The organism is Bradyrhizobium zhengyangense, assembly GCF_022012435.1.
Classification (GTDB): Bacteria; Pseudomonadota; Alphaproteobacteria; order Rhizobiales; family Xanthobacteraceae; genus Bradyrhizobium; species Bradyrhizobium zhengyangense.
The window spans coordinates 1-11892 of record NZ_JAKLUA010000050.1; the positions used below are offsets into that span (position 1 = coordinate 1).

Consider the following 11892-nt stretch of genomic DNA (forward strand, 5'->3'; position numbering starts at 1 on the left):
CGCCGCTTTGAACAGCTCCGTCTGGTCCGGATTTGCGCCGAAATGGCATAATTTCCGGTGAAGCGCTGGAAGCCAGCGCTGTGATCGATGATGAGGCTGGCGGCACGCGCGACAGCAATGCTCCTCATGCCTGAATCGCCGCGATCAGCGCACCAGCACCCATGATGTTCATCACGCGCGTGAGATTGTAGAGAGCACATGCAGCGCCATCTCAGTGGCGACCTTCGGCAAGCGCTTCGTCAAGAAGTGCGTCGCGCCCATGCGCATCTTCAGTGTGACGAACGGATGCTCGACCGTCTCGCGACGGCGACGCCTCGCCTGAGGATCAGCATCGAGCCGCCTCTGGGCATCCTCCATGACGTGCTCATGCTCCCAACGAGAGATGACATGGTTTTTGGCCGTGGTGCAACGCGCCTTCAGTAGGCAACTCCCACAAGCTTTCGTAACGTAGCGCCGAATGGTGCGTTCGCCATCCACTGCTGTCAGCCAATATGCCAGCAACTCGCGAGCCGGGCAGCGATACACATCCTGCTTGGCCAGGTATGCGAAGTCGTGCTTTCCAAACTTGCCCTTCGCCTCCATGCCGGTCGTGTTTGGCTTCGGTAGACTCACAAGCATATCAGCGTCAGCGCAAGCCTTGATCTCCTCGCCTGTGTAATAGCCTCGATCGGCCAGGGCCTCGAGCTTGTCGACGCCGAGCACGGCCTTGGCCTGCTTGCCCATGTTTGCCAGTTGAGCGCGATCTGAACCGCTATTCGTTACTTCGTGCGCGATGATAAGGTGATGCTCGGTATCTACGGCAACCTGCACATTGTAGCCAACGACGCCCGAGCCACGGTCGCTCGTTGCCATGGACCGACTGTCGGGATCGGTCCGTGAGATCTGTTGATCTGGTGATGCCGGCATCGCCTCTTCGTAGGCTTCGAGCTTGTGCATCTCGCTCTTGAGCTTGGTGAGCTTTTCCTTTAGATGCGCCGTCTTCGCGGCGAGAGTCTCAGATGGCTCCTGCAGATCTGCCGTATCGAGCTGTGCGAGATAGCGCGATACGCTCTCCTCCAGTCGCTGGCGACGACGCTCCACCTTGCCCTTTGTGAAGTTCTTGTCCCGCGTGTTGACCGCCTTGACCTTCGATCCGTCGATGGCGACGCTCGCTTTCGTCAGCAACCTGCGAGCCGTACAGCTCCTTCTGGGGCATGCGAAGATCGAGAGCACCGTTCGGTATCTCGGCATCGAGGTCGACGACGCCATCGCGATAGCAGAACAAGTCGACGTCTGATTTCGGTGGGGCAGCGCAGAGTGCGTCTGCTCTGTCCTTGACGGCTTCGGGCCATAAGCTGAGGTCGCTACAGCTAGGTTCGCGGCGTCGGCTGCGCCGGCGCGATCAACCCGTGTGGGCGGCGCCGGCTCCTTCACGCAGACCGGCTTCTCCAGCGATATCCATTGCGCCTAGCCGGGATCGAAGCAGACGATGCGCCGCCTCCGCCTTGTCGCGTTCGCCCGCTTTCGCCGCCGCCAACTCCTTCACCAGGCCCCAGTACCCGCGGGTCACGTTCGCATTCTCGGCATAGACAGGGTTCTTCATCAGAAGCCGATGCGCCTTGCCGAGATTGAAGCAGGTGATGCCGGGGTACAGATGGTGCTCCAGGTGGTAGTTCAGACCCCAGGGGGCGAACGCCAGAATCTGCCACCATGGTCCCACGATGGTCCGCGTCTCGTTCAGGACGCTCTCGTGTCGCACGCCATAGTGCTCCGAAACGCGCTTGAGGTAGATCACGCCCATGAACGTCGTGAGCAACGGGACCAACCAGTACAGCAGAAGCTCCTTCCAAAAGCCGAAGGCAACCGCCGAGACGAACAAGAGTCCGAACGCCAGAAGCCGGAGCCGGGACGTCCACACCGGTATCTGGCGGGTCTGGGGATTGTTGTGGAAGCTTCCGAGGAACTGCCTCGTCTTCAGCCCCGCGAAATGAAGCGCGACTCTCCGCAGGAACAGATACTGCGGCACCGGAAATTCGTAATCGTCAACGCCGAAGTTGCGCGTCCAGTCCGGGTCCCTCTCGCTGTTGAGTTCCCTGTGATGGGCAAAGTGAGTGTTTCGATATCCCGCCATGGAGGCGGTTGTCGGAAACGCCATGATCTCGCCGACGATGTCGTTGAGCAGCCGGTTCTTCGCCACGCGGTAGTGCGCCGCCTCATGCATCAGCCCGCCAATGCCCACGATCCTGGACCCGATCACGAACAACGCTAACAGGTAGGTCAGCGGATTGAACCACGTTGCCTCGCTCAACCAGATCGCTGCCCCGACCATTCCCATCTCCGCCGCGAACGCTGACAGCACCTTCCCGGAGCTGACTTCGGACAGGCTGCGCATCTCCTCCTTGGTCAAAAACCGGGGGATTTCGCGGACGCACGCGTCGTCCTGCGTTGCGCTGGGCGCCGCCCCCCTCGACCCTTCTGTCATCTCGAAAATCCTCTTGCCTAAACTCCTTATCATCTATCACTTTTTCCCCGACAACTCTAACTAGAATCCTTGATCATCCAACCGATCCGTCGCAACCTCTCTGAAAGGAACTGAGGGGCGCGCCCAAGGACGCCGGCCTACATATGACGGTGCGCAAGAGAGTGGCGATCATTGGCGCGGGCGTGCAGGGGCTCGCTGCGGCGAGGACGCTCGTCGCGCTTGGCTACGAGGTGCGCATCTTCGAGAGGCTCGACGCGGTCGGCGGCACCTGGCACCGGAAAAAGTCCTATCCGGGCCTCGCCAGCCACGGCCCAATGAGAAACATCCTCTATCCCGATTTCCCGGCTCCGGCCGGCTTCGACGAGGACAAGCCATTCGCCCGGGAGGATTTCGCGGACTACCTCGATCGCTATGCGCGCCGCTTCGGGCTCCTCGAGCTCACCTCGTTCGAGACCGAAGTCACCGACATTCGGTACCGCCTGGACGAATCCGACAGGCCCATCATCGCCACCGCACGAAACGCTACCTCGGGCGCTACGATCGCGCACGAATGCGACTTCGTCGTATATACGACATTCACCACCGTAGGCTTCGTGCCTCGATTCGAGGGCGAGGAGACCTACCGGGGACGAATCGTTCACTCATCGGACTTCAATGATGACATCTTGAACGATTCCTTGCGGCGGGGCGACCGGATCCTGGTTCTCGGCGGCAACAAGTCCGCCGCTGACATCGTCTACTATCTTGAGAGCCGGTCGTATAAGAACTACCTATGGGTCTTCCGCCGTAACACGTGGGGCTTCGACTTCGAGAAGATCGCCGCCGGAAGCCTGGCCGTGAGACTGGGGTTCTACCTCTACTTCAAGCTCTTCCAGAGCAGACGCCTGCGCCCGCTCGCAGCCGCGGCCTTCCTGCCGTTGCGGCTCTTCCGGCACTTCCTGTCGCCCTTTCCTGAGTCGCACCCCTTGGCCATCGGCTTCAATGGCGCTATCTGGAAGCGGGAGCAGATCGACGTCCTGCGCCGGTCCCGGGTCCACCGCGGCGAGATTGCCAGGATCGACGGACAACAAGTGCTTCTTGCGACACGTGGAGCTCCAGACGGTCAGGAGCCGGTTCGCGACACGTTCGACCTGATCGTTTGTGGGACTAGTTTCGTCCAAACGAAGGACGCCCCCGTCGTACTGGTCGACAGCAACGGCGAGCGTTCGCTGGACCAGCAGAAATCCGCCTTCCTATTCCGAAGCATGGTCCACCCGGCCGCGCCGCGCATCGTCTTCTGGAACGCGGCGATCTCGCCCGGCCGCATAACGATATCGGCCTACCTGCTGTCGCTATGGTTCCACCGTCACTTCAGCCTTGTCGACGAAGGGCGTCTCAAGCCAGAGGCTATGATCGCCGAAATCGAGAGCGACAAGGAAATGTTGCGCGTGCGTGGTCATGCTGACTACGATGTTTGGAAGACCTTCCAGAAGGCCCAAGGCTCCTTCATCGAGAGAAACGCGACCCTCACGTTGAAGGATCTCGACCTACTCGACACCAAGACCCGCATGATCCTGCTGTCTGCGTCGCCGATTGCGCTCAAGGACATCTATCTCGCCAAGCTCGCGAAGATGCGGGGCTAGACGGGTTGCCCCGTCTCGCCGGATGGCGGCAGATGCTGGAGGTTCCTGCGCAGGGGACTTGAACCGCTCAGCGGCGGTGAAGTTGCGCTCGCACCTGACCTTTTGAGATTCGTGAGAGGGCACGGATGAGCTGCGCCGCCTCCGGATTCCGACGGCCCCGCGGCGACTTGTCAATTACCCAGTCCGGCTACGATACCCAGCGCATGGACAGAGACCACCATCCCGAGCGCGAAGAGGAGGCGACGAGGTTCGCTGCCTTAGGCCGCGCCCTCCTCGACCGCCGCAGCCGAGCGGGGCGCGGAAACCAGCGCGGCGTAGCCCCCGAGCAGCGGCATGACGATTAAAAGAGCCACCGCAGCGACGTCGAAGGCGATGCCCGCACCGCCGGCGCGGTGCGCGAAGAAACCCGCGATCGGCGGCAACGCCAACATGCTTCCGTAGAACGCCGAGAAGTAGATTCCCATTCCGACCGCGCGCGTCTGGACAGGAAGCACCCATGACGGCAGGCTGACGAAACTTGCTCCGGATAAGCCGGACACGAGTCCCAGTCCGGCGAAGATGAGAACGTCGTGGTCGGACACCGGAACGGCTGCCATCCCGAGCGCCGCGAGCAGCAAAGCTGCGGCAGCGATCCAGATGCAAGTGCCTCGCCGGACCGCAAGCGCGCCGCCGACTGGGATGGAGGCGATGGTGACCCAAAGCGCGACGCTGACGTGAGAGGCGGCGATCTCGGCCGTGTAACCCCTCTCGGTCAGAAGCAACGGGCCGAACGCAAACGCATTGGCGAAAGTGGCATTGGCAGTGCCAACGAGCAAACCTGCAAGCACCACCGCGGCTGTGATGGCCGCACTTGGGAAGGCCGCGGACAACGGCGCGCCAAGTCGCGTCTGCTTCGGCAGCGCGAACAACAGGATCAGCGTCGTCAGGGTCAGGATTACCAGCGCTACCGATGCCCCGATCAGCCCGAACTTGTCCGCGATCGGCGGCAGCGAGATCAATGCCAGCGCAATCCCACACGGCCAGGAGCCGGCGAGAGCCGCCATCGCAAGGCCGAGTTGCCGACCTGCGAACATGTCAGTGATCATCTTGGTGCCAGCGACCGTAAATACGACGCCGCCTGCACCCGCGATGATTCTGGCCAGCAGACGCGCGTTCCAGTCACTCGACAAATCGACAGCGGCGCCGGCGACCATCAGCGCCGCGCACAGCAGAAGTGTGGTTCGCTCGCCGAGCTTTTGGATCGCCATACCTCCAGGAAGCGCAACCAGGACGCTGGGCGCCAAGTAGGCGCCGACTAAGATGCCGAGCCGAGCATAATCGAGGCCCTCCGCACGAAGCAGCGGGCCGAGCGCTCCGACGCTTTCGAACTGCACGCCCATGACGCAACGCGCCGTGAAAAGAATCGCTAGAATTCGCCATTTCGATTCCAAGGGGGCCTCCCGACGGATAAGTCCGGCCAGTGTCCCGTCAAAGCTCTCTCGAAGCAAGCCGCGAGTTCGGCTTGACCAGAAGTTTCCGAGCTCAAGAATCGAAGTGAAGGGCTAACCGGAATGAAAATCCAAACGATTGTTATCGGCATGCGTCGGCTAATTTTTGCCTGCGGCTCCGGTCGCTGGTTCAGTCAGACATGGATGCGTAATTTCGCCAGCATCTTGCGTTGCTCAGTCGCCTTCTAACTGATTTCGTTGAAAACGGCCGACAGTATTTCGTTGTAACAGCTCGGTCGCAACGTGGTGAAGTGCTCTACTGATCCCTATGCGGGTTTCGGGATGGGCATCGGGATCTGCTTGGCCATCTTTCGAAGCTTCTGGGCGGTGGCTGCGAGGTTGAACTCGTCGCTCGCGCCGTTTGGACCTCGTAAACGCAACGATCGAGCTTGAGAATGCGCTGAGGGTCGCCGATCGCTGAAGGGTGTATTCGCGCTGCGACGCTACTGAGGCGTCCTCGCCCCGTGCCTAGCATTGAACTGCGGTCGAGACCATCAGGAGATTTCAGGAGGGAAAATTAACAGAGCGCGACTCCAACGCAATTGCTCGTACGCTGATCGGCGCCATTCGCGCTGACCGTCGAATACAGTCAGCCCCGAGCATGAGGCGCCACAGCGGGTCTGCAATGGTCAAAGCAAACGAAACAGATCGGTGGTCTAGGTCCGCTCAGGGTCAAAGGACTAAACCGCTCGCGCGGTAGGGCATGGCAGCCAGCAGCGCAGCTGAGAGGATAGCGCGACGAGGCGTCCTGTCTTGAGATGAGGGGTTCACAACCTTCACCCAAGACAGGAGCATCCCCATGACCGACGAGGCCATGAGCCCTTTGCGGCGGCGCATGATCGAAGATATGACGATCCGGAAGTTCGCAGCCAAGACCCAACATGACTACATTCAACGGGTCAAGCATTTCGCTGTGTTTCTCGGGCAATCGCCTGATCTGGCGACCTTCGAGGACGTGCGTCGTTATCAGCTGTATCTGGCATCGAGCGGCGTTGGCGTGCCGACATCAACCAGGCCATCTCGACGTTGCGGTTCTTTTTCAAAGTCACCTTGAAGCGCCACGATATCGTCGAGCACACCCAGTTCATTCACGAGCCGCGCAAGCTGCCGGTGGTGCTGAGCGTGGAGGAAGTGGCGCGGCTGCTCGATGCCGCACCGGGCTCAAATACAAGGCGGCTCTCAGCGTGGCCTATGGCGCCGGCCTGCGCGCCAACGAGGTGGTCTCGCTCAAGATCTCCGACATCGACAGCAAGCGCATGATCATCCGGGTGGAGCAAGGCAAAGGCGGCAAGGACCGCAACGTCATGCTGTCGCCGAGCCTGCTCGACCTGCTCCGCGCCTGGTGGAAGGCAGCACGCCCTCAGGGCTGGCTATTCCCGGGCCGCGATCCGGCCCAGCCGATGACGACACGCCAGCTCAATCGCGCCTGTCATGCCGCCGCCCAGATGGCGGAGATCAGCAAGCGCGTCTCGTTGCACACCCTGAGACACAGCTTCGCTACCCAACTGCTCGAGCAGAACATCGACGTCCGCGTGATCCAGGTGCTGCTCGGTCACGCCAAGCTCGATATGACCGCGCTCTATACCCGCGTCGCCACCAAGACGATCAGCGACGTCATGAGCCCGCTGGAGCACATCGCGATCAAGTTGAAGCAGGCCCGGCCGCCCGGCTGACGCGGGGCCGGCGTGTCTCGTCCGGCTCTGGAGGTTGCAGATATCTTCCGCAACCGTGGTCCGGCATGGCGGCAGACCCATGCGGGCCATGTCAGCCTCGACCAGTTGAAGGTGATGTCGGCGATCGAGAGCTGCCGCACGGCACCTCTCGGCGGCCATGTCACGCGCTGCGAGGTGCAATCCAACGGCGCCTGCCCCGCCTCGATCGCTACGATATCTTGCTCAATCTGCTGAATACTACTTGCACAGTCGATCCCGGTGCACGCATTGAGATCTTCGAGAAGCTTCCGGCGCTGTATACGAAGCTCATCAAGCGCTTTCCGGTCTTTTAGGAAAACATAGCCCTCCACGATCGGTTCGACAGCTCTTGACATCTCTCATGCCCCTGGCCCATCCAAGGCCTCGCCCTTCATACACAAGCTAGGTTTCGAAGTGCGTAGGCAGAGCTACGGCACGCAATCGCCGTGTCGCGAGTTCGCCTAGAACAAACTCTCTCCGCAGATTGTGTGCCGCAGCCGTCAAATGGCAGCCTACGATCAGACCGAGCCGCCTTAGGGTCAGGAGAGCAACGGGGTCACACAGTTCGATAGAAAGTCCGGCTCCCAAGATCGCAATGGCACGTTGCTCATCCGCGTCGAGATCAGCCCATAAGATGCCTTCCATCACGCGCCTCAAAACCGTAGCGGATCTCAAAACCCAAACGCGTGTCTGATTTGCCGCAGCATAGCCATGGCCGCGTCGGTGTATCGACCGTTCGTCAGGTATTGATCCAGCTGCGCTGTACTAATCAGCGCCACAGCTGCCACCGTGAAGCCCTTGAACATTGGGCCTCTCCTGAAAAAGACCGCCAACTGGGCGTGTTTAAAACCGTTTTCAGAATGCCTTGCCGCGAACCGCGCGGCCAATGCGCTTATCGTGACAGCGCCCGGTAAGGAATTGCTTAACAGGCGAGTTCAAGCCTGAGCGCCGCGTTCCACAGGCCCGCGGGGTGGCGCTGGCGATTCTGAAGCTCCAGCACGTAACAATCGATCTTTGCATCGTGCACGCCAATGGCAAGCCGCACGTGCCCGATTGATCGCCCGCATCACCCAACGCGCGCCATCATCGCCGGCCCGCCTCGCTCGACCACCAGCATGTGTTTCGGCTTGCAATATTGACCCCCTAAGCCGGGGGATCGGCGTCCAAAATTGTTTGGACGCCGGTTGACACACCAGCAGGCAAGACCTCGTCTCAGGTAGGCGACGATCCCTTGTTGAGCAGCTGAGACACGGCGGTGCCCAATTGTGCGGGAGCAAAGGGCTTCTGCAGCAGGATGCTTCCCGGCACGCCTTCGGCCGGCCACCCGTCGGCGGCTGCGCCAGTCACGTAAACAACAGCCAGGTCAGCATCAGTTTGACGGGCGCGACGTGCGAGCTCCCAACCGGACATGCAACCTTTGAGGTTGATGTCCGTTACCAACGCCTTGTAGGTCGGGATGTCAGTGCTTCTTCGCCTGATACACAGGTCATGAAGTCAAAGGCGCCTTCCGACAAGGCATCTTTGACGATGCGCTGCAGCAGTTCGTCGTCCTCGACGATGAGCACCACTGGCACTTGCTCCATGGATCGCAGTCTCCCACTGCAGCTACCCTGGGCCGGACTAGGTAGCTACGGAACCATGGTTCGTAACAAATGGTAGAAATTCACACTTTCAAGCGTGAGCCGGCGCATGCGGACCGGCCGGACGGTCCGGGCGGTGATCGGTGCTCGTGCTTCGGCGGCATCGCTAGTCCTGCCTCTACCGACGTGCCCGGGTCCGTTTGTTAGCAAACCTGGCAGCAAGCCGTTCTGCCTCTGTGCCCCTCAAGCCGCTTTTCCGACTTGCCTGAAGGTCAGTCCTTCTGCGGAGTTCGACTCAGTGTAAGAACTGTGATCGCGTTGCCTTCTTCGGCAACGTGGCTTTTCTTGTCGCAATAAGCTTGGGGTTGGACGTGAAAAATCAAATGCTCAGTTCTTGTTGGTCTACTTTCATCGCTGTTCCTTTATTCCCCAGCTTCCGCCGATGTTCTTCTGAACACCATCACGGGGCCATTTTGTTCGGTCGGTGTAGGTTGGATCGTTTTCGATGATCCAACGGCACCGATACAGTCCCAATCAGTCGCGGTGGGATTTTCGTCCTTCCGCGCTGAAATGATCACGGAAATACACGGATACATTGGCACTGGGCTACCCGCTCCATTGATCAGCCAAGGTGTTACTCTTGGCGTCATGTCTGACGCGAGCGGGGTGACCTCAGGGGTATTTCTGTTTTCCACTCACGTCTCGCTGAGCCTAAGCACGCCGGTTGATGTTTCCGCGAACTGAACACTAGACGCGGGCAATTATTGGCTAGCAGCGATCGCCGACCTCGGAAGGACTGCTGTATGGTGGAGGGGGAACGCTTCCCATGTATACGCCATCGACGAGGTGATAGCCGTTTCTCCTTCTACGGAGGGGTGGCAGTCCTATTCTCCGCATGGGTTTCCGCCCGAGTGCTCCCCTCAAGCAGAAATCGACGCTGTCGCCGCCGTCCCCGAGCCCTCCATATGGGCCTCGGCTTCTGCGGCCTCGGCTTCATGGCGTATCGGCGCAGGCAGAACAGCAGCGCGTTCGCAGCCGCCTAACGCTTCTCCGATACCGCATTACGACAAAGCCGCTCCTGATCGGGGCGGCTTTTCCATCTCAGTTATTCCCTACTGCGCCAGATCGAATTGAACTCTCAGTCTGTGCGCGATCTCTTCAGCTCGTCTTTGAAATCCGATCGGATCGGCGGGCGCAGAGATAACGGTTGGCACCCAGCCGTATGCGTGGTCCGGCCGGATTGCGATTTTTAGGCCCGCAACACCGATCTTGTCTGTAATGAGGCGGGCGAGATCATTCGCCGTTGCGCGTTCCTTGAGCATGTCGAAATCTCCCAAAATAACTGCTGTAAATCATGACAAGCTCAAAGCATGAAAGATCCCTAAACGGATATGGTTGCCAGGCGCCACAGCCGAAATGAAATGACCCCAGCGCCGGGTTGAGGATCGGCACCGGGGCCATAGCTTCCAGAAAAAGACGTCCGGGTGTGCGAAGCCGGACATATTGTTCTTTAGTTGAGGTTTGTTAACCAAGCGTTACCTATCTGCACGCGGCCACCACGCTGCACTGTGAAAAGTCCCAATGGACCGGTCATCGCGAATGTCGCTTGATGTCGGCGCCATTAGGAAACCGCCATGCTCCGCCTCCGTGCACTGGACGCCGACGATTACATCCTATTTGACGACGGCCACATGATCGGCCGCATCTGGTTCGCTCGCGACCGGTCGCCAGCACTCTGGCTCTGGACTGCGGTGGTCGCAATCCAGGCACCGCCGTTCGGTGACGCGATGTCGCTCAAGGAAGCCGAGGCCAAGTTTCAGAGCGCGTGGGACAGCTTCAAGCAGAGGCACGGACCTGAGGAGCTGGCGAAGGCGTTCGAGCAGATGACGCATGTGAACCGGCCGGGACGCTTCGGGCGGTGATTAGCGCGCGCTTCGGCGGCAGCGCGATGCCAGGGTCACGCAAGGTGTGCAACGTCCTGCCGTCATCCATCTTGATCGGATCGTCGAAGGCGCGAGCCCAGCTCTTCACCCCAGCCAGCGAAGGGCCGAACTACTGTAGCCCAATGTTTGCAATAGGCCCGCGAGTCGGATTCATTTGTCAAATTGGTGATCGAAGTCATTTCAGCGGGGCAGCAATGATCGGCGAAGCGGGGTGCCTTGCGTGCTGCGAGCCAAGAGTGCTCGTGAAATTTATGCCATTCACAACCGAGTTTGGTCTCAAGCTGCATCGCTGCCTCTCATGTGAGAGCAGCTTACTCCTCGTGACACGGGTGGGAAGTGCGACAGAGGAAAGAGGAAGACCCTCACGCCAAGGGCAATTCCGCGCCATCGACGCTGCGATAGTGGACGCGCGAACCACGCCAGCTTTCCGCGCCTAATATTTGAACCGGAAAAACGACACTCCCCTACGTCCTGATCAAACCAGAGGGTATCGACGAAAGGGCGTTGGTTTCATCTGACGTCGGCCCGGCCTGCACCGGAGGAAGTGAGACCGCTGGCTTCCGCACAATAACCGGCGGCCCGCCGGCCACTTGCAATTGACCTGCCTCTAGAGCGATTCACGGATTTATTGAATCGGAAGGGATTCCGGATCTGGGGCGAATATGATTCAAGATGCTGGCTGGGCTGGAGGCCAGCATCTGATGGTCCGACCAATTTCCAACGATTTGCGTAAGCGCGCGGTATCCGCTGTTGCCAAAGGTGAGAGCTGCCGATCTGTGGCGGAACGGTTTGGTGTTGCGGTCTCGTCAGTTGTGAAGTGGTCACAGCGTTATAGAACGACCGGCTCGGTAGCGCCTGGCAAGATGGGCGGTCACCGCAAGCCTGTGCTTGATCCGCACCGCGCCTTCATCGTCGAGCGGATCACTCAGACGCCACACCTGACGCTGCATGGTCTGAAGGCGGAACTGGCAGCCCGTGGGGTCAAGGTCTCACACAACGCGGTCTGGCTGTTCCTGCGCCGGGAAGGGCTACGGTTCAAAAAAAACACTGTTCGCCCTCGAACAGGCTCGCGCCGACGTCTCTCGTAGGCGCCAGCGTTGGCGATCCT

At 60.1% G+C, this 11892-nt stretch carries 7 protein-coding genes and 6 pseudogenes; 6 read left to right on the top strand and 7 right to left on the bottom strand.

Translation table 11 applies throughout. The annotated features are described in order from the left end of the window. Nucleotides 1-124 precede the first annotated feature (124 nt). Nucleotides 125-894 (bottom strand): annotated as a pseudogene (locus tag L6637_RS41575) (transposase); the annotation flags it as partial. Nucleotides 895-1159: 265 nt separating this feature from the next. Here L6637_RS41575 and L6637_RS41580 point away from each other — a divergent pair. After that, nucleotides 1160-1276, top strand: a pseudogene (locus L6637_RS41580) (tyrosine-type recombinase/integrase); the annotation flags it as partial. A gap of 105 nt (nt 1277-1381) precedes the next feature. On the opposite strand, the gene L6637_RS41585 reads toward L6637_RS41580, so the two are convergent. Continuing rightward, nucleotides 1382-2461, bottom strand: a complete 1080-nt coding sequence (locus L6637_RS41585; RefSeq protein ID WP_237874380.1) for a fatty acid desaturase family protein — start codon at nt 2459-2461, stop codon at nt 1382-1384. Between the two features lie 143 nt (nt 2462-2604). Here L6637_RS41585 and L6637_RS41590 point away from each other — a divergent pair, with 143 nt between their 5' ends. Then, nucleotides 2605-4083: a SidA/IucD/PvdA family monooxygenase gene (locus L6637_RS41590; RefSeq protein WP_237874382.1), complete on the top strand. Its 1479-nt coding sequence runs from the start codon at nt 2605-2607 to the stop codon at nt 4081-4083. A 257-nt stretch (nt 4084-4340) separates the two neighbouring features. Here L6637_RS41590 and L6637_RS41595 read toward each other — a convergent pair whose 3' ends face one another. Next, complete coding sequence (locus L6637_RS41595; RefSeq protein WP_237874384.1) at nt 4341-5513, bottom strand: MFS transporter; 1173 nt, start codon at nt 5511-5513, stop codon at nt 4341-4343. 323 nt (nt 5514-5836) lie between these two features. Then, nucleotides 5837-5973, bottom strand: a pseudogene (locus L6637_RS41600) (IS5/IS1182 family transposase); the annotation flags it as partial. A gap of 396 nt (nt 5974-6369) precedes the next feature. On the opposite strand from L6637_RS41600, the pseudogene L6637_RS41605 reads away from it, so the two are divergent. Further along, a pseudogene (locus tag L6637_RS41605) lies at nt 6370-7243 on the top strand (tyrosine-type recombinase/integrase). 12 nt (nt 7244-7255) lie between these two features. Next, nucleotides 7256-7417, top strand: a pseudogene (locus L6637_RS41610) (transposase zinc-binding domain-containing protein); the annotation flags it as partial. 515 nt (nt 7418-7932) lie between these two features. Here the strand turns inward: L6637_RS41610 and L6637_RS42545 are convergent. The 3 genes from L6637_RS42545 to L6637_RS41625 all read right to left on the bottom strand — a co-directional run bounded on the left by L6637_RS42545 (nt 7933) and on the right by L6637_RS41625 (nt 10163). Continuing rightward, a complete protein-coding gene (locus L6637_RS42545) occupies nt 7933-8067 on the bottom strand; it encodes a hypothetical protein (protein ID WP_276575821.1) in 135 nt (44 codons plus the stop codon). 627 nt (nt 8068-8694) lie between these two features. Continuing rightward, entirely contained in the window at nt 8695-8844 is a 150-nt protein-coding gene (locus L6637_RS42750) for a response regulator (protein ID WP_333909358.1), read from the bottom strand. Nucleotides 8845-9953: 1109 nt separating this feature from the next. Further along, complete coding sequence (locus L6637_RS41625) at nt 9954-10163, bottom strand: hypothetical protein (protein ID WP_237874385.1); 210 nt, start codon at nt 10161-10163, stop codon at nt 9954-9956. Nucleotides 10164-10475: 312 nt separating this feature from the next. On the opposite strand from L6637_RS41625, the gene L6637_RS41630 reads away from it, so the two are divergent. Together L6637_RS41630 and L6637_RS41635 are read left to right on the top strand one after the other, a co-directional pair. Beyond that, the gene (locus tag L6637_RS41630; RefSeq protein ID WP_237874386.1) at nt 10476-10763 is read left to right on the top strand and encodes a hypothetical protein; all 288 of its coding nucleotides are present in this window, start codon (nt 10476-10478) and stop codon (nt 10761-10763) included. Nucleotides 10764-11485: 722 nt separating this feature from the next. Continuing rightward, a pseudogene (locus L6637_RS41635) lies at nt 11486-11892 on the top strand (helix-turn-helix domain-containing protein); the annotation flags it as partial.

Coding starts and splice junctions, on each gene's coding strand:
- L6637_RS41590 (WP_237874382.1), top strand. CDS start 2,605: ATGACGGTGCGCAAGAGAGTGGCGATCATTGGCGCGGGCGTGCAGGGG.
- L6637_RS42750 (WP_333909358.1), bottom strand. CDS start 8,844: ATGGAGCAAGTGCCAGTGGTGCTCATCGTCGAGGACGACGAACTGCTG.
- L6637_RS41630 (WP_237874386.1), top strand. CDS start 10,476: ATGCTCCGCCTCCGTGCACTGGACGCCGACGATTACATCCTATTTGAC.
- L6637_RS42545 (WP_276575821.1), bottom strand. CDS start 8,067: ATGTTCAAGGGCTTCACGGTGGCAGCTGTGGCGCTGATTAGTACAGCG.
- L6637_RS41625 (WP_237874385.1), bottom strand. CDS start 10,163: ATGCTCAAGGAACGCGCAACGGCGAATGATCTCGCCCGCCTCATTACA.
- L6637_RS41585 (WP_237874380.1), bottom strand. CDS start 2,461: ATGACAGAAGGGTCGAGGGGGGCGGCGCCCAGCGCAACGCAGGACGAC.